At 69.1% G+C, this 16,985-nt stretch carries 14 protein-coding genes; 6 read left to right on the forward strand and 8 right to left on the reverse strand.

The features are described 5' to 3' along the window. Positions 1-40: 40 nt before the first annotated feature. The 3 genes from JOE57_RS04145 to JOE57_RS04155 are packed head-to-tail and all read right to left on the reverse strand — an operon-like array spanning position 41 to position 6,368. Positions 41-913: a hypothetical protein gene (locus JOE57_RS04145; RefSeq protein WP_204916529.1), complete on the reverse strand. Its 873-nt coding sequence runs from the start codon at positions 911-913 to the stop codon at positions 41-43. After that, positions 910-2,976, reverse strand: a complete 2,067-nt coding sequence (locus JOE57_RS04150; protein WP_204916530.1) for an alpha-galactosidase — start codon at positions 2,974-2,976, stop codon at positions 910-912. The genes JOE57_RS04145 and JOE57_RS04150 overlap by 4 nt, the downstream gene beginning before the upstream one ends. Beyond that, positions 2,973-6,368, reverse strand: coding sequence for a DUF5107 domain-containing protein (locus JOE57_RS04155; RefSeq protein ID WP_204916531.1), 3,396 nt, complete (start codon positions 6,366-6,368; stop codon positions 2,973-2,975). Before JOE57_RS04155 ends, JOE57_RS04150 begins: the two co-directional genes overlap by 4 nt. 117 nt (positions 6,369-6,485) lie before the next feature. Between JOE57_RS04155 and JOE57_RS04160 the strand changes: the two genes are divergently transcribed. Further along, the gene (locus JOE57_RS04160; protein WP_204916532.1) at positions 6,486-7,373 is read left to right on the forward strand and encodes a helix-turn-helix domain-containing protein; all 888 of its coding nucleotides are present in this window, start codon (positions 6,486-6,488) and stop codon (positions 7,371-7,373) included. An 89-nt stretch (positions 7,374-7,462) separates the two neighbouring features. Here JOE57_RS04160 and JOE57_RS04165 read toward each other — a convergent pair whose 3' ends face one another. Together JOE57_RS04165 and JOE57_RS04170 are read right to left on the reverse strand one after the other, a co-directional pair. Continuing rightward, complete coding sequence (locus JOE57_RS04165; protein WP_204916533.1) at positions 7,463-8,038, reverse strand: histidine phosphatase family protein; 576 nt, start codon at positions 8,036-8,038, stop codon at positions 7,463-7,465. Beyond that, complete coding sequence (locus JOE57_RS04170) at positions 8,035-8,931, reverse strand: acyltransferase domain-containing protein (RefSeq protein WP_204916534.1); 897 nt, start codon at positions 8,929-8,931, stop codon at positions 8,035-8,037. The genes JOE57_RS04165 and JOE57_RS04170 overlap by 4 nt, the downstream gene beginning before the upstream one ends. A gap of 88 nt (positions 8,932-9,019) precedes the next feature. Between JOE57_RS04170 and JOE57_RS04175 the strand changes: the two genes are divergently transcribed. Together JOE57_RS04175 and JOE57_RS04180 are read left to right on the forward strand one after the other, a co-directional pair. Beyond that, positions 9,020-10,480, forward strand: a complete 1,461-nt coding sequence (locus JOE57_RS04175; protein ID WP_204916535.1) for an aminopeptidase P family protein — start codon at positions 9,020-9,022, stop codon at positions 10,478-10,480. 27 nt (positions 10,481-10,507) lie between these two features. Continuing rightward, positions 10,508-11,563, forward strand: a complete 1,056-nt coding sequence (locus tag JOE57_RS04180; RefSeq protein WP_204916536.1) for a magnesium and cobalt transport protein CorA — start codon at positions 10,508-10,510, stop codon at positions 11,561-11,563. Positions 11,564-11,589: 26 nt separating this feature from the next. On the opposite strand, the gene JOE57_RS04185 is transcribed toward JOE57_RS04180, so the two are convergent. The 3 genes from JOE57_RS04185 to JOE57_RS04195 all read right to left on the reverse strand — a co-directional run bounded on the left by JOE57_RS04185 (position 11,590) and on the right by JOE57_RS04195 (position 14,462). Next, entirely contained in the window at positions 11,590-12,090 is a 501-nt protein-coding gene (locus tag JOE57_RS04185) for a general stress protein (protein ID WP_204916537.1), read from the reverse strand. A 66-nt stretch (positions 12,091-12,156) separates the two neighbouring features. After that, complete coding sequence (gene dacB, locus JOE57_RS04190) at positions 12,157-13,659, reverse strand: D-alanyl-D-alanine carboxypeptidase/D-alanyl-D-alanine endopeptidase (protein WP_204916538.1); 1,503 nt, start codon at positions 13,657-13,659, stop codon at positions 12,157-12,159. A 128-nt stretch (positions 13,660-13,787) separates the two neighbouring features. Further along, positions 13,788-14,462 carry a VOC family protein gene (locus tag JOE57_RS04195; RefSeq protein ID WP_204916539.1) on the reverse strand — a complete coding sequence of 225 codons (675 nt, stop codon included), beginning with the start codon at positions 14,460-14,462 and terminating at the stop codon, positions 13,788-13,790. Between the two features lie 106 nt (positions 14,463-14,568). Between JOE57_RS04195 and JOE57_RS04200 the strand changes: the two genes are divergently transcribed. The 3 genes from JOE57_RS04200 to JOE57_RS04210 are packed head-to-tail and all read left to right on the forward strand — an operon-like array spanning position 14,569 to position 16,981. After that, complete coding sequence (locus JOE57_RS04200; protein WP_204916540.1) at positions 14,569-14,826, forward strand: hypothetical protein; 258 nt, start codon at positions 14,569-14,571, stop codon at positions 14,824-14,826. A 38-nt stretch (positions 14,827-14,864) separates the two neighbouring features. Further along, positions 14,865-16,106 (forward strand): cupin domain-containing protein, encoded by a 1,242-nt coding sequence (locus JOE57_RS04205; RefSeq protein ID WP_338041144.1) that lies wholly within the window; start codon positions 14,865-14,867, stop codon positions 16,104-16,106. After that, positions 16,103-16,981, forward strand: a complete 879-nt coding sequence (locus tag JOE57_RS04210) for a sucrase ferredoxin (protein ID WP_204916541.1) — start codon at positions 16,103-16,105, stop codon at positions 16,979-16,981. The genes JOE57_RS04205 and JOE57_RS04210 overlap by 4 nt, the downstream gene beginning before the upstream one ends. The last annotated feature ends 4 nt before the right edge of the window (positions 16,982-16,985 follow it).

Here is a 16,985-nt window from a genome sequence, read left to right on the forward strand (position 1 = left end):
CCGCGTCACGTGACAGTTTCCCTGGCTCTGTGGCAGGCGCTCAGCGCCGCCAGGCGGACAGCCGCAGGGTCCAGCTGAACTGGCCAGCTGCGTCGAGGTGAGCGACTGCGTCGTCGGGGGCTCCCTCGAGGGCCGCAGCCCGGCCGATCATCGGCTCGATGCCGATCGACCGGTAGGGGCCCGACTCGGGCCAACCACCGAGGTTGCGCCACAGCAGCAGCGAGCAGAGCCCACTGTCCGCCGCTCCCGTCATCCACTCGAAGGCCAGCGCCTCCTGCCGGTCGACCAGGACCGCCGCGGTGCAGCCGGGCAGCAGCGCGCAGACCGCGGTGCCGTCGTCCGGGCCGAGCCTGCTCAGGTCGGTGCCGGTGCCTGAAGGCCACGCCAGTCGGCTGGTCGCACCGGGCACCGGGTGGTCGAGGACGTCCATCTGCGACTGGCCGGGAACCGTCAACCGGGCTTCGGGGCTCAGCTGCAGCAGCAGGTGCACCGCGTGCAGGAACGGGCTACCGGGCCGGCCATCGACCCGGTAGCCCACTTCAAGGTCCTCCCCTGACCTGAACCTCCGGCTGAGCTGTCCGTACGGCGTCGTCCCCACCGCCGCGTCGTCGAGCCGTCGCCAGCCGACCGACCACGCCGCCCCATGATCCGGGGCCCCACGGACGGTCGGGAAGCACTCTTCTCCACCACCGGCGTCGACGAACGGCTGACCCGGCACCACCGACCGACGCTCACGCTGCACTCCGGCGGCCGGGTTGGTCCACAGCCACTCGCGCTCTGCAGGGTCAACGTCGGAGCCGGCGCTGTGAGCCGAGCGGAGCGACGTCCAGCGGCCCCCGTGGGCCTCATCGGTGACGACGGTCAGCGGCACCCGCTGCCAGTCCGGGCCGAGCCCGGTGGGACGGTCGCTCACCCGACCCGGTCCAGGATCACGATGTCGGCGTCCGACGCCAGCGCGAACGGCACCTCGATCCCCTCTGCCGCCTGCTCGCCGGTCAGCTCCCGGTCCGTGCCGCGCAACCGGTAGCGGGCCGTCGGCGACAGTGTCCGCGGTGCGAGCCGGACGTCTGTCGGCCTACCGCTCCGGCCGTACACGAGCAGGCAGGTGAGCTGGTCGCCCGCGTACTCGAGGGCATAGACCGGGTCGACAGGCCGACCGTGCGCCACCACCAGGCCGGTGTGCACCACCTCGCGGATCTCGCGGTACCGGCGCACCAGCTCGGCGGCGCGCCGCTGCGTCAGCTCATCCCACTGCAGCAGGTCCGAGCCGATGCCGAGCACCCCTGCCATGGCGACGAGGAACCTGAACTCGAAGCTGGCTGGCTCGAGGTCGAGCCGATCCGGTTCATCAGTGACCCAGGAGCTCATCACCGACGCCGGGTAGGCGGTCAGGAAGCCGTCCTGGATGGCCAGCCGGTCGCGCGGCCCGGTCTCGTCACTGGTCCAGACGACGTCAGTGAGCCCCAGCACCGCATTGTCGATCCGGCCGCCCCCACCGGAGCAGGCTTCCACGGTGACATGCGGGAACTCCTCCCGGAGCATCCTCATCACCCGGTAGTAACCGCGAGCATGCTGAACGCTCCATTCCCGACCATGTGGATCGCCCGGGCGACCGCCGTCACTGACCGGACGGTTCATGTCCCATTTGAGATAGCTGATCCGGCGGTCGGCCAGCACCGAACGCAGCATCTCCATCGCCCACTCGACGACGTCGTCGCGGCCGAAGTCGAGCACGTACTGGTTGCGGCAGGTGACCAGCTCGCGGTCGCCGGCGCGGTAGATCCAGTCAGGGTGTGCCCGGTAGAGGTCGCTGTCGGGGTTGACCGCCTCCGGTTCGACCCACAGCCCGAACCGCATGCCCCGGTCGATCACCGCCGTGATCAGCGGGTCGAGACCGTCGGGGAACTTCGTCGGGTCCGGAGTCCAGTCGCCCAGCCCGGCTGTGTCGCTGTTCCGGCCGACGAACCAGCCGTCGTCGACGACGAAGATCTCGGCCCCCACCCTGGCGGCGACATCAGCCAGTCGGGACTGGTGCTCGAGGTTGACGTCGAACTCGGTGGCGTACCAGGAGTTGTAGACGATCGGTCGATGTTCGAGTCCCGTGCTGCGGGCCAGCACCGAGCGCTGGTAGTCGTGCCAGCGGTGCTGGATCCCGGCCGGCCCGTCCGGGCTGCTGATGCCCAGCATCTCCGGGCTGACGAAACGCTCACCTGGCTGCAGTGTGATGACGTTGGACTCGTCGTCGACCCCGCCGCTGATCCTGACCCGGTCGCGGAACGGGACCGCATCCACCAGCATCCGCCAAGAGCCACTCCAGGCGAGTGCGACAGCGAAGCTGGCCGAGGTGTCGGCGCTCTCGTCGGTGCGCGAGACGGTGACGACCGGCGAGAACGTGTGTGAGGTGATCCCCTGCCGGCTGCCGAGGGAGAGCTCACCTGCCGGTAGTGAGGCCTGGAAGCGGGTGAACTCCTGGGCCCAACGACCACCCAGGTAGTCGATCCTGGCACCCGGGCCGACGGGGACCTCCCAGGCCCCGCTGAACGCGCGGGACAGCTCGAACGAGCCTGAACCGGTGTTCTCGATCTCCACCCACTTGCGGACCACGTCATGGGCGCGGCTGCTCTCAAGCACCGTCAGCCAGCTGATCCGGCCGGTGACATCGTCGAACCGCGCCTCCAGCCGGCTCACGGTTCCGTCGTCGGCGTAGCGCACCTCGGGGGCGGCCTTGGGCCGGGCGCCGGTGAGGCCGTCGTCGTGGGTCACGATCAGCTCGGCCCCCTCCACCTGCCTGGTGCCGATCGCCGCGTACTCGAGCGGCATCGCATCGGGTGCCGTGCCGAACGAGGACCGCTCCGTCTGGGTCCAGGGTGCGGCGTCGGCGTCCGGCCCCCAATGGTCCAGCACCAGACCGACCCCGCCGGGGGCGAGGCTCACGGTGTAGTAGCCGGTCGCGGTGGCGAGCTGCCATCGGGTCATCGAGTCTCTCCTTGGGTCGGTGCCAGTGCGAACCGAGCCAGGTCGATGGCATCGGTGTAGTTGGGGTCGGCGGTCAGGAGGCCGGCGACCCGCCGTTGCGCGGCCGTCATGTCCCCCCGGCAGATGTCGAGCTGGGCGCGCAGGAAGGCCACCCGTCGGGCCTTGGCCTGCTGCAGATCCTCGGGGAACAGCAGCAGGTCGGGCAACGAGGTGGCGAAGTAGTCGATCACCGCCGGAGTGCTGTCGAGGTCGTCACAGAACGCCTCGACCGCGTGCATGAGGTCAGCGGCCGCGTCGACATACCCAAGTCGTTGGTAGGCCTGGATCGAGGCGAAGGTCGCCTCGCTGAAGGGGTGGCTGCTCATCGAGAGGAAGTCACCCACCTGTCCGGCGGCCAGTGCCCATTCCTCCCGGGCCTCTTCGGTACGTCCGAGTGCCTCGAGCGCATCACCGCGGAGCAGCCGCAGTCCGGCTGAGTTCGCCAACGGATGCCGGGCCTCGCCCAGCGACACGGGCGGCTCGAGGGCGCCATCCACGAGTGCCAGTGCCGACTCCCCCGCCTGCTCGGCCAGCGCCCGTCGGGCCAGCGCCGTGCTTGCGCGGTCCCAGGCCCGCAACGCCTGACCCTCACCACCCTCCCACGGCTGGAATCGGCGCTCACCGAGCAGTCGGTGGGCCTCTTCCGGACGATCGAGGGAGAGCAGCAGATGGGCCAGCTCCACGGTCGCGTCGTCACGGCTCTGCACCAGGGTGAGGTTGTCGCTCAGTGTGGTCATCCGGTCGGCCGGCGGCACCGCAGCCCGCTGCGCCAGTTGGTCCCGCTCGAACCACAGCCGAGCCTCCTGCGGCTCTGCGGCCACCGCGTGTTGATAGCAGTCCGCAGCCAGGTCGAGGTCGCCGGACCCGTAGGCGGCGAGCCCGAGGTTGCGCCAGCAGACGGAGTCGGTCGGGTCCAGCTCCACGGCCGACCGCCAGGCAGCCGCAGCCTCGTCCCGCCGGCCCACCGAGTAGAGCCAGTGGCCGAGGAGGGCGTGCGGCCGGGCGGCCGGAGTGCCCAGCAGGCAGGTCTCCCGCAGCAGGTCCGCGTCGTCCAGCCGGCCAGGGAAGCAGTACCGGTCGTCAGCCCCGGCGGAACGTTCGGCGGCCACCGCAGAGGCGACGTCTCGGCCCATCCGTTGCAGCAGCCGGGCCTGGTAATACCCGACCAGAGGCCGGGCGGCCGGTGCACCAGCGACCAGGCGCTCCTCGTTGCCCCAGGCCACCTCAAGCACCCGCAGTGCCTCGACCGGCTCACCGGCCTTCTCGTACTCGAGCGCGACATCGAGACAGGTCTGCGGGTCGGCCTGCAACGGTTGCCCGGCCAGGTCCCGCGCCCACCAGTCGAGCGGGTCAAGGGCCAGCTGGTCGGCGAGAGCCGCCTCGGCCGCCGCACCGCAGCCGACCCGACGCAGCTGCAGCGCCCGGAGCGACCGGGCCTGAAGATGGTCCGGTTCGCACCGCAGCACGTCGTCGAGCCGATCCAACGCGGCCCGATCCCGGCCCGCAGCAGCATCCAAGCGCGCCAGTTGGAAGCCACCCGGCCCACGCCAGGCCCGGTTCCAGATCGCCTTGCCGAAGGCGTCGTACGCCTCGTCCGGGCGGCCGAGCCGGGTCAGCGTCAGGCCGAGGTAGTAATGAGCGGTGCTGTCGGCAGGGTTCGGGTTGAGCATCGTCAACCGTCTGATCGCCGTCCGCAACAGCTGCTCGGCCTCCAGATAGCGCGCCCGCCGGTAGTCCAGGACGGCCAGCTCGACGCAGCTGCCGGGGTGGCCGGGGTCTCGGCGCAGCGCCTCACGCCAGTACGGCTCCGGCGAACGGGTCGCGTGCCGGTACTGCGCCAGATGCACCCCGATCCGGTACAGCTCGTCGACGGTGGCCACCGCCTGCGGCTGGGCCGGTTCGGTGGCCGCTGACACCGGCTGAGACCCGGTCCGTTGCCGCCAGGTCAGCAGCACCGACTCCGCCTGGCTGACCTGCACCTGCAGTGCGCCGGGATCGACGTCGGCCGGCAGAGGCCGCTGCATCAGGGCCGGCCGGCCCGGTTCAATGTCCACTCGTTCCGACAGCAGGATCGTGCCCGACCCGTCACGCAGCTCGATCGTGGTCGCCGGCCGGTTGGCCGTGGTGGCGACTCCGATCCGTACGATCGGGGAGGGTCCGGCCTCGACCTGCAGGCTGAGCGCAGCATCGAGGGTCGCCTGCTGAGCCGGACCGATCTGCTGAATCGGGTACCAGAACTGGGAGAAGACCTTCGTCTCGCCTGGGGCGATGAAGGAGAAGTCCGGCTGGTTGTCGGTGAAGACGCCGGCCATCAGCTCGACGTAGGCGGCGCCGTCGTCGGCCAGATTCCGGTCCCAGGCGCGCCCGAATGCGGCGTTCCCCCAGGTCCACTGCTTCTTGCCGACGGAGATCTGATGGTCGGCGACGTGCACGAAACCGGCCTTGGCGAGGTGGTCGTAGCCGCCGAAGAAGTCGTCGCTGGAGTCGAGGCACATGTAGGAGGTGGGTACCGGGATGTTGCGGTACCAGTCGATCCGGTCGCCCGGCACGTCGTGGCCGGCCGCGCTCGGGCCGGCGACGCTCCGACGGGCCGGGTAGTCGATGCCGTAGTAGGGCCGGTCGGCGGCCGGGAAGGCGGTCACGGCACGTTTGGCGTGGTCGGCGACCATCCGTACATCCGTCGGGAAGAACGACTGGTAGTCGTTGTGGGCACGCGCGGCGACGTTGGCCCACCACAGGAAGGTTCGGGGTTCGTCGTCGCGGTTGTAGAGCCGCACCCGGGCCTCCACCACGGCCCGGTCGGGATGCAGCCGGATGCCGTGCATGCCCTTCATCCGGGTGAGCGGATCATGGTCGGAGCACCACACCGTGACCGCGCCGGACTCCTCCACCTCGATCGAGACGTCGGTGGGCAGGTAGGTGGCGGGACGGTGGTGCTGCGGCCAGTTGAACTCGACCCCACCGGCGATCCACGGACCGGTCAGGCCGATCAGCGCCGGCTTGATCACGTTGTTGCGGTAGAAGAAGTCATAGCCGGACGTCCGGTCCTGTCCGATATGGATCCGGCCGCCCAGCTCGGGCAGGATCATCAGCCGCAGCCACCGGTTCTCCAGATGCACCGCGTCCCAGCTGACCGGCGTCTTGTCCTGGCTGATCCGCTCGAAGAACGGGAGCGGGTAGATCTTGCCGGACGACCCCTGGTAGACCCGCCGGTCGAGGTAGGCCGGGTAACGGTCCGGGGGTTCGGGTTGGTAGGTGTCGATGACGACCGGCTCCCGCCAGGCGGCGACCGCACGATCCGCAAGGTCAGCCGGCCTGGCGGGAAGGTCGATGGTCGATTCGGCAGTCAGCATGCCTCGACCTTACGGAGCGGCAGCCGCAGCGGGAATGTCCGATTCAGCGGACCTGATGGACGATTCGACGATCCTGTCACGCCACGCGGCAGAGTCGAGTGGTCCTAGACTCGGGGCGTGCTGACCCCCCACGGCTTTCCCGGCCAGCGGCTGAGGGTGTTGCCGCGACCACTGGTCGCCCGTGCGCTGGCGACCGGCCTCACCGGGCGGCTGCTCGTCACCGACGCCGGCCACTTCCCGCGTGCCGTCAGCCACGGCAGGAACCGGACCCAGGGCGCGCCTGAGACGGTGGTGATCATCTGCGTCGGTGGCCTCGGCTGGTGTGAGATCGGTGGTCGGACGGTGGCGGTGCCGAGTGGCAGCGCGCTCGTCATCCCACCTGGGGTGCCTCACCTCTACCGCGCCGACACGGCCCGGCCATGGACGATCTGGTGGCTGCACGCCGCCGGGTCCGATCTGCCGGTGATGCTCGAGGCCATCGTGCCCGACCAGGCGGACCCGGTGGTGGAGATCGGGGACCTGTTCCGTGCGACGGCGGCGGCCGAGCAGGTGGTCGAGTGCATGGAACGGGACGAGACGATGCCCAACCTGCTGGAGGCGGCCGGTGCGGCCTGGGCACTGCTGGCCCAGCTCGCGGCCGACCGGATCACCGGCGGCCGGCGGCGGCGCGAGCCGATCCGTGACGCGCAGCACCACCTTCGGCAGAACCTGGCCGCACCGGTGCGGGTGCCCGAGCTGGCCCGGCTCGCCGGGCTGAGCACCTCGCATTTCTCGGCCCTGTTCCGGGCTGCCACCGGAGGCGGCGTGGTCGAGTACGTGAAAAGCCTGCGGATGGCGCGCGCCCGGGAGCTACTGGTGACCTCATCCCGCACCGTCGGCGAGATCGCCGAAGTGGTCGGGTATGCGGATGCCTTCTACTTCTCCCGCCAGTTCCGCGCGATCAACGGTTGCAGTCCGAGCGACTACCGCCGACAGAAGCAGTGCGAGGACGTCCAGCCGAGCTGAGGGGTTAACCCGCGCTGGATCAGATACTCATCCGCGCTCTGAGTTGGTCGAAGAGCGCCCTTCGACAGGCTCAGGGCACGTCCACAGACTCAGGGCCGGGCATTCCACTGGTCGAGGGTGGGGAGGTCCTTCTCCGCACCCAGCACCGAGACGGTGGCCGTCTCCAGCGGGAAGTGGCCGCCCAGGGTGAGGTCGAGGCCGAGCCAGCACAGAGCCAGCGCCCGCAGTGCATGGCCGTGGGCGAAGCAGATGGCCTGCTCGACCCCCGAACCGCGCACCCGGTTCACCACCCGATTGAGCCGCTGCGCCACCTCGGCCGCAGTCTCCCCGCCCGGCACCGGGTGCGTCCAGATCGTCCACCCTGGAACGGTCTCGCCGATCTGCTCGCTGGTCAGTCCCTCGTAGTCCCCGTAGGCCCATTCGGCCAGATCTGGTTCCACCTCTGGTGCCGCGCTGCCGGTGAAGCCGGCCAGTTCCGCGGTCTGACGGGCCCGCTGCCGCGGCGAGGTCAGGATCAGCCCGAAGTCCGCCGGGTCCAGCCGGCCGTTCAGCGAACGGGCCTGCTGCTCACCCACCTCCGTCAGCGGCAGGTCGGTGACGGAGGTGTGCCGTCCGTCACGGCTCCATTCCGTCTCCCCGTGACGGACGATGAACAGCCGGGTCACGCGCTCTGGTCCGGCAGCGGGTAGCTGCCTCGCCGGGCGTACCAGTGGCCGCCCGATTTGAGTCGCTTCACGATGGCGCGCTGCAGCGTCGTGTCCTGCGGCAACGAGTCCAGGTCGACATCGCCCCGGCGGGCGAAGGTGAAGAACAGGGCATCGCCGTCACCCTCCATCTCCTCCGGGTCCAGCTGCCAGAGCCGCTGGAACCTGACCATGTTGGAGTCTGCGGCCAGCACCTCGGTCAGCTGGGGGTCGAGCAGCCAGCTCGAGCACCAGAACCGCCGTACCGGGAACTCGGCGAAGTGGCGGCCGAAGAAGGCGACCGCAGCGCGGAACGACTCCTGCACCGACTCCGGTGTGAGCGGCCCGGTACGCGGGATGTGGGTGGACAGCACCCACTCACCGTCATTGAGCTGCAGGTTGAACTGCAGCCGCCCCAGCCAGTAGAGGTCACCGGACCAGGCGATCCGCAGCCAGCCCTGGGTGTGCAGCCCGAAGGAGTCGTAGGTGAGCCGGTGCACCCACACCTGCTGACCGAGATCGGACAGCGAGCGCCACGAGATGTCGTCGTCGATGGCGCGGCTGCGGTGGTAGTCGTGCACGTCCTCCGCGGTCGCCACCAGTGCCAGCATCGCCAGCACTCCGGCACCGAGGTCCCGCCCGTGCGCGACTGCCGGCTCGTCCTCGGGCCACGGATCTTCGGCCTGCTCCAACCGCAGGTCCCCGATCGCGGTCGACAGCCGGTCGGCGTACGTCTGCACTCTGGCCAGATCGGCCGGCGAATCCAGCACCTCGGCGGCAGCGTCGACCGCGTCGGCGGCATCGTCGTCGCGGAAACCGAGGCGGCGGAGGAGGTCGGGAAGGTCGGTGCCCAGCCGGGCGCGAACGTCAGCCATGTGGATCACCTTACGGTGGGCCGGTCCGAGTCCTGGCCGCACCTCGGGTCCCCGGCATCGCTGGGTGAGCAGTGGAACAATGCGTCATATGAGTGAGAAGTCGCCCGCCCTGCCCAACCGTCAGCAACCGTTCTCAGACGCTTTCCGCGCCTTTATCGGCGAAGGCTGGGCGCCCCACCCGGCCGAGCTGCCGGGACTGCTGCCAGCGGCCGCTGTCGCGCCGGACCGTCGTCGATCGATCAGCGCCCAGTTTCCCGGCGAGCGACTGGTCATCCCCGCGGGTGGGCTCAAGATCCGCTCGAACGACACCGACTACCGCTACCGGCCCCATTCGGCCTTCGCCCACCTGACCGGGCTGGGAAGTGACCAGGAACCTGACTCGGTGCTGGTGCTGGAGCCGAAGGACACCGGCCACGAGGGCACCCTGTATTTCAAGCCACGCGCGCCCCGGGACTCCGAGGAGTTCTACTCCGACGCCCGGTACGGCGAGATGTGGGTGGGACGGCGGCTCTCCCTGGCGGAGATGACGGCCTTGACCGGGCTGGCCTGCGCGGACATCAAGGACCTCGAGGACGATCTGGCCAAGAACGCCGAGGACACCAGGATCCGGGTTCTCCGGCAGGCGGACGAGCTGGTCGCAGCACTGGTCGACAGGATCCGCCGGAGCACCGACATCGAGGCCGACCAGGCCCTGACCGTGGCTTTGAGCGAGCTGCGCCTGGTCAAGGACGTCTTTGAGGCCGACCAGATGCGCGACGCGTGCGCCAAGACCGCGGCAGCCTTCGAGGCTGTGGTCGCCGACCTGCCGGAGGCGGTCCGCCGGGGCCGCGGCGAGCGTTGGGTGGAGGGGGTCTTCGGCCTGCACGCCCGGCACGCCGGCAACGCCATCGGCTACGACACCATTGCCGCGTCGGGTGACCACGCCTGCACCCTGCACTGGATCCGCAACGACGGCGACCTCCGAGAGGGCGACCTGCTGCTGCTGGATGCCGGGGTCGAGCTGGACACGCTCTACACCGCCGATATCACCAGGACTCTTCCGGTCAGCGGCCGGTTCTCCGAAGCGCAGCGGAAGGTGTACGAGGCCGTACTCGAGGCCCAGGAGGCAGGCATCGCGGCAGCCAAGCCGGGGGCCAAGTTCTCCGACGTGCACCGGGCCGCGATCGCCGTCGTGGCCCGCCACCTCGAGCAGTGGGGCATCCTGCCCACCACGGCGGAGGACTCACTGAGCGAGCAGGGCGGTCAGCACCGTCGATGGATGGTGCATGGCACCTCACATCATCTGGGCATCGACGTCCATGACTGCGCCCAGGCACGACTGGAGATGTACCGTGAGGGCACTCTGAAGCCGGGCATGGTGATCACCGTGGAGCCCGGGATCTATTTCAAGGCCGACGACCAGCTGGTGCCGGTCGAGCTGCGCGGGATCGGCGTCCGAATCGAGGACGACATCCTGATCACCGAGGACGGCAACGAGAACCTCTCCGGCATGCTGCCCAGATCCGTCGATGACGTGGAGGCCTGGATGGCGCCTCTGCTGCGGGGATAGGCAGTGAGCAGGCCGGTCCGTCGCTCGATGTCTCCGCTCACGGTGCTCGGCCGCCGGACGGTTCCGGCGGTGCCGGTCCCCTCCCCGCCACCGAGCTCGGTGGTCGCCTGGGGCTGGTACGTCAACGGGCTGAGGCAGTCCGCGGAGGATCTGTCCACCGCAGCCCGTCGGGCCTGCGAGGGTGAGGGGTTCGTCTGGCTGGGGCTGAAGGACCCCACTGACGCAGACCTGCAGGCTCTGTCGTCGCAGTTCGACCTGCACCCGCTCGCCGTCGAGGACGCGGTCCACGGCCACACCCGTTCGAAGCTGGAGATGTTCGGAAACGACCTGTTCATGGTCATCTCCACGGTGGCCTACGTCGACCATGAGGAACTCACCGACTCCTCTGAGATCGTCTCAACAGGTCAGGTGATGGTGTTCCTCGGCGACCACTTCGTGATCACCGTGAGGCGCGGCGAGCACCGAGAGCTGAGTACGCTGAGACGCACCCTGGAGGCGGACCCCGAGCGGCTCAAGCAGGGACCCTCCACCGTGCTGTATGCGATCGCCGACCGGATCATCGACGACTATCTGGATGTGGTGGCAGAGTTCGAGAACGACCTGGATGAGGTGGAGACCCGCGTCTTCTCCCGGCAGGGCAAGCACGAGGTCGACCGGGTCTACCAGCTGAAGCGCGAGATGATCGAGTTCAAGCGGTCCGTGGTGCCGCTGGGTCCCCCGTTGGTCAGGCTCGCCAGCCGGGACCTGCCGGTGATACCGATGGAGGCCCGGGCCTATTTCCGCGAGCTGGCCGACCACCACACCGAGGCGCGCGAGGCGGTCTCTTCCTTCGACGAGGTGCTCAGCTCCATTCTGCAGGCCGGCCTGGCGCGGGCGAGCGTCGCCGACAACGAGGACATGCGCAAGATCTCTGCCTGGGTGGCGATCGTGGCGGTACCCACCATGCTGGCCGGGATCTACGGGATGAACTTCGACACCATGCCCGAGTTGCACTGGCACTACGCCTACTTCGTCCTGCTCGGCGTGATGGGCGCCATCATGCTGGGCCTGTATGCGGGGTTCAAGCACAACCGCTGGCTGTAGCCAGCGACTGCGCCGGCCGGCTGGCCCTACTCGAAGGCGGCCGCCCGGGCGCCCGGCAGCTTGAGCAGCATCTCGCGCGCCTGAGCCGCGACCTTGTGCTCACAGAGCACCTCGTACTTGGTGGCCACGGTCTGGGTGACTGAGGTGAAGTCACGCTTGCCCTGCGACATGGCATAGGCGATCGCATTGAACGTGATGCCCAGGCCGATGCCGATCCCCAGCGCGACCAGCAGCAACAGGAAGATGTTCTGGACCGCACCGAAGATCAACATCACCAGCCCGACGAGTAGGCCGGTGGAGACGCCGGACTGGACGCCCTGACCGATGACGGTGCCCCAGCTCCTGCGGCCGAGTACCCGCTCGACGGACTTCAGGTCGGTGCCGACGATCGCGAGGTTCTGGACGGCGAACTTCTCATCGGAGAGGAAGTCCACCGCCTTCTGCGCGTCAGCGTAGGTCTGGAAGATACCCACCGACTGTGGGAACTCCAGTTCGAACAGCGAGCTGGGCTGCTGGGGTGTGGCCATGATTCCCTCCTCGGGGTGCTGACGCCCAAAATACCCCACCCGGCTGTGTGTTTGCTGTGTGTCTGCTTAGCGGCGCCAGTTGGCGAGGGCCACCACGAGCTTGTCCTCGACCGGGCGTGGACTGGCGCCGGAGTGTTCGCTCAGCATGGCGAAGACGTAGCGTCGCCCGTCGCGTCCCCGGACATAGCCGCTCAGTGCCGTCACCCCGGTGAGGGTGCCCGTCTTGGCGTGCGCGTTGCCTGCTGCCCGGGTGCCACGCATCCGTGACCTGAGCGTCCCACCGACCATCCGGTCAGCGTTCGCCGCAACCGGAAGGGCTGCGTAGAACGCCGGGAACCAGGACTCGTTCTGCACCGCGAACAGAACCCGACCCATGGCCCGAGGCGTGATCTTGTTCGCCCGCGAGAGCCCGGACCCGTCGACCAGCCTGGTGCCGTCCATCGGCGCACCGGTGCTCCTCACATACGCCATCGTGATCTTGAGTCCGTCCGACCAGTTGCCCCTACCGCCCTTCAAGGTGGCCATGGTCTTGGTCAGATGCTCGGCGTGCATGTTGTTCGACAGCTTGAGGAAGGGCACCAGCAACGAGGACAGGGGCATCGAGCGGTCGAGAGCGACCTGACGGCGCCGGGTGGTCGGGGTGGCCCCGATCTTGCTTGATCCGTCGATCCGGACACCGACCTTGGCCAGCTCGGACCTGAAGACCGCGGCGGCATACAGCTCGGGCTTGTCGACAGTGACCCATTCCTTCTGGGTGGAGCGACCCAGTGGAATCCTGCCGCTGACCGTGATGGTGTTGGTCGCGTTCCTTCGCGACACCGACACCCATCCACGGCTGCCGCTGGCCGAGGTCGTCATCTTGTTGACGATCTTGACATAGGAGGCGGCAGAGGCCGGGCTGATCCTGATCTTGGCGCGGGAGCCCTTCTTCGCCCCGGGCCGGTACTTCACGACGACAGTGCCCGAGTCGTAGTCCCGGTTCGGGGCTACCGTCAGAGCGGAGATCTGCGCTGCGTAGTAGTCGGACTGATAGGACGTGGACCAGTTCGCGTTGTAGCGGTCCGAGTCGAAGAAGGTCGCATCGGCGACGAGTTTCCCGGTCACCCGGGTGATCCCCCTGGCCGCCACCTGACGCGCCAGTGAGCGGTAGTCGGACACGACCGTGGTCGGATCCCCGTAGCCCTTCAGGTAGAGGTAGCCGTGGACGACGCCGTTGGCCGGGGTGGCCCGGATGATCACCTGCGTCTTGAACCGGTAGCCCGGTCCGAGGGTCTTCATCGCCGCCGCCGCTGTCAGGATCTTGGTGTTGGAGGCGGGCGTGGTCCCCCGCCAGGCATAGCGTCCATAGAGCTCGCTGCCATCGGCGGCGTCCAGCACGACAACGCTCGTCCTGGCGGTCCGCACCCGACTGTCTGACAGCACCGAGGTCAGCTTCTCGGCCAGCCTCGGATCCTTCGTCGCGGCGACCGCGGGAGTCGGAGCCGCAACGCCGGCGGTGAGGGCGAGTACGACGGCGGCGGCCAGCGCCAGCAGGAGCCGTGCGGGGATGCGCAAGGGCGACGTGGCCATGCGAGCTCCTCCGGTCGAAGGGACCCCCGAGGGTGCGAAGACTACGGCAATAACGGGCGGTGCGGGAGACCAGATCTCGCCGATGGGTCGTCGGTCAGCAGCACCCCGCGCCGTAGGATCAGCGTCGGTCAGGATGCCCGCGGCGGCGCGAAGACACAGAACTCGTTGCCCTCCGGGTCGGCAAGCACGTGCCAGCCGATCTCATCGTCCTTGGCCCGAAGAAGCGTGGCACCCGCGTCGAGGAAGTCGTCAGGGTCTCCCCAGACATCCCAGTGCACGCGGTTCTTGGCGGTCTTCGGCTCGGGTACTGGGGCAAACACCATCTCCCACGGCAAGCCGGCTCCGGGGTCCAACCACCAGAACCCATCCGGGTCGGCATGAGCCTGCAGGTTCCACCGTTCGGCCCACCAGGTCGCGATCCGTTCCGGCTGGGCGGCATCGACCGACAACTCGTACAACCGGTAACGCGGCAGGTCATCCACATCTCTGATGAAGGCGCACAACTCGTTGCCCTCGGGGTCGGCGAGCACCGTCCAACGGGGCAAGGTGGCGACCACGGTGGCACCAAGATCAACCAGTTCCTCGATCGAACCGGTGTGCAGGTCGAGGTGCACCCTGTTCTTCCCGATCTTGGGCTCGGGCACCGTGTTCAGCCAGATCGTGTGCTCTGCGACCTCGTCGCGGAGTACGGCGGGTGCACCGTCACCTTCGGCCCGCAGCCCGAGAGCAGCCGACCAGAAGGGCGCGGCGACGCCGGGGTGCCGGGTGTCGATGCACAGATCCTTGAACCTGGCAGTGGTCATGACGAAACCCTAGCCAACGGCCTCGACTTCGGGTAACTGTTAGATCGCGTCGCCACCCGGTGGCGTGTGGACTCGGCCCTTGGGGCCGGACCTTACGGAGGATCAGATGAGCGAGAGCACCTTGGACCCGACGGACGACGCGCAGAACCCCCTCGGCACCGAAGGCCCGGCCGACGGCGGCGCCCAGGGCGTACCCGGTCAGCATGATGGCGGAGCTGACGGCGGGGCCGACGACGGCGGCGCTGACGGCGGAGCCGACGGCGGGGCCGAGGGGCCGGCTGACGGCGGGGCCGAAGGTGTACCCGGTGAGCAGGACGGCGGCGCAGACGGTGGTGCCGACGGCGGGGCCGGCACCAGCTACTGACGGCGACGACTGCACTCGGTGCTGGCTCGTCCGTTCGCGTGACGACCAAGGTTCCGGGCGGGGTGCCGGGGGCTGAGCCCGGGCACCCCGCACTGTCGAGGTTGATCGGCGTCGATCGGATGCGGTTCGCTGAGGACTTCTGGGGGCGTCGGCCGCTGCTCACTCGGGCCGACGAACTGCCACGTGACTTCAGCGACCTGTTCTCTGGGGACGCTGTCGACGAGCTGGTGTCCGAACGGGGGCTGCGCACCCCGTTCCTTCGGGTCGCCAGGGACGGTGCGACCTTGACCGATCGGGCCTTCACCGCTCCCGGCGGCGTCGGCGCCGGCATCGGCGACCAGGTCAGCGACGAAAAGCTGGTGCGCCTGTTCGCGGACGGTTCCACGTTGGTGCTTCAGGCGCTGCATCGGCTCTGGCCAGCCCTGATCAGCTTCTCGCAGCAGCTCGCGGCCGACCTCGGACACCCGGTCCAGGTGAACGCCTATGTCACTCCCCCACAGAACAAGGGGTTCAGCGACCACTATGACGTGCATGACGTGTTCGTGCTGCAGATCGAGGGCGAGAAGCGGTGGCTGATCCATGAGCCTGTGCTTCCTTCACCGTTGCGCTCGCAACCGTGGAACGAACGGCGCGCGGCGGTCGAGGCAGCCGCGCTCGAGCCTCCGCTGATGGAGGTGGTCCTGCGCCCGGGCGACTGTCTCTACCTGCCGCGCGGCTATCTGCACGCTGCCAAGGCGCTCGGCGGAGTGACCACTCACGTCACCATCGGCGTTCACACCTGGAATCGGCAGCTGCTCGCGGAGCGGCTGATGCAGCAGGCCCTTGCTGAGCTGGCCAAGGACCCCGAGGTGCGGCGCTCGCTGGCCTGCGGGGTGTCGGTCAATGATGCTGATGAGGTGCGCGGCGATCTCGAACTGGTGCGTGAACGCCTGCTGCAGGTCATCCAGCAGATCGACGCCGGTGCCATCGTCGCCCGACTGCAAGGCGACGCTCGCAACGCCCAGCGGGCGGCGCCGTTGGGCCCGCTGCGACAGTTGCGAGCCTCGGCGGAACTCACTCCCGAGTCGGTGGTCAGGTTGCGACCACATCTGTCCGCGACGATCGACAAGAAGGCCGACGGTCGCGCCATGCTGCACAGTCGGGCGGGCAGCCTCGAGCTGTCCCCGGCTGAGGCCGCCGTCGTGGCCGGCATGGTGACTGGTGGCGCGCCGTCGGCGGGTCAGCTCGGCCTCGAGCTTGCCCGTCGGATGCTGCTCGACGGCGTTGCGGTGGTCGAGTGAGGTGCTCCGACGCCGCCCGGGAACGGTCCGACCCGGCTGTCGGCACAGCAGCACCGGCTCGGCGCTGGTTGTTGATCGAGCATCCGGGACCGTGGCCCGTGAACGCCTTCGCCGGCTCCGGTATCGCACCCGACGTCCAGCAGGCGATCAACGTCGCCGCGCACCAGGCACAGGCTCGGATTCTGCTGGTCCGCCGCCCGGGTCGACAGGCCCGGCGGACCCGCCGAGCCTGGGCCGTCCTCTCCTACGACGGAGCGTCGGTGTGGGGGCACTGGCAGTCCGACTCCGACCTCCTGCAGTCCGTGGAGGTGCTGAAGGCGCCTCCGTTTCCCACCTCGGGCCAAGGTGATCAGGTGCTGCTGGTGTGTGCGCACGGGGTCCACGATGTGTGCTGCGCCGTGCGTGGTCGTCCGGTGGCACTGGCGCTGCAGGCCGAGTGGCCGGAGGCGACCTGGGAGTGCAGCCACGTCGGCGGCGACCGGTTCGCGGCCAACCTGGTGGTGCTGCCCGACGGCGTCTACTACGGCGGCCTTGACCCGCTGACCGCTGTCGAGACCGTACGCGCGCATCTGGACGGCAGAGTCCACACCGACAGCCTGCGCGGGATGAGCGTGTTCCGCCCGCCGGCCCAGGCCGCTGTTGCAGCCGTGCACCGCCGGTACGGTCCGTTCGGTCCGCGTGACGTCGACGTGCGCTCGGCAGCGCACACCGACGACGGTGGCTGGACCATCGAGCTGAGCGCGGCGGATCGGCGGTTCATGGCGAAAGTGGTCACGCAGCACCGGCCGCCGGCGAGGCTGACCTGCCAGGCGACCCAGGACGCCCGGGCACTGGAGTACCACATCGAAGAGCTCGCCGAACTCCAGCCGGGCTGATCCG

The sequence above is a fragment of the Microlunatus panaciterrae genome, from assembly GCF_016907535.1.
GTDB classification, from domain to species: Bacteria; Actinomycetota; Actinomycetes; order Propionibacteriales; family Propionibacteriaceae; genus Microlunatus; species Microlunatus panaciterrae.

Bases quoted from the DNA above. Each gene is read 5' to 3' on its own strand.
- JOE57_RS04150 (WP_204916530.1), bottom strand. From the start codon at position 2,976: ATGACCCGATGGCAGCTCGCCACCGCGACCGGCTACTACACCGTGAGC.
- JOE57_RS04155 (WP_204916531.1), bottom strand. From the start codon at position 6,368: ATGCTGACTGCCGAATCGACCATCGACCTTCCCGCCAGGCCGGCTGAC.
- JOE57_RS04170 (WP_204916534.1), bottom strand. From the start codon at position 8,931: ATGGCTGACGTTCGCGCCCGGCTGGGCACCGACCTTCCCGACCTCCTC.
- JOE57_RS04175 (WP_204916535.1), top strand. From the start codon at position 9,020: ATGAGTGAGAAGTCGCCCGCCCTGCCCAACCGTCAGCAACCGTTCTCA.
- JOE57_RS04180 (WP_204916536.1), top strand. From the start codon at position 10,508: ATGTCTCCGCTCACGGTGCTCGGCCGCCGGACGGTTCCGGCGGTGCCG.
- JOE57_RS04185 (WP_204916537.1), bottom strand. From the start codon at position 12,090: ATGGCCACACCCCAGCAGCCCAGCTCGCTGTTCGAACTGGAGTTCCCA.
- dacB (WP_204916538.1), bottom strand. From the start codon at position 13,659: ATGGCCACGTCGCCCTTGCGCATCCCCGCACGGCTCCTGCTGGCGCTG.
- JOE57_RS04195 (WP_204916539.1), bottom strand. From the start codon at position 14,462: ATGACCACTGCCAGGTTCAAGGATCTGTGCATCGACACCCGGCACCCC.
- JOE57_RS04200 (WP_204916540.1), top strand. From the start codon at position 14,569: ATGAGCGAGAGCACCTTGGACCCGACGGACGACGCGCAGAACCCCCTC.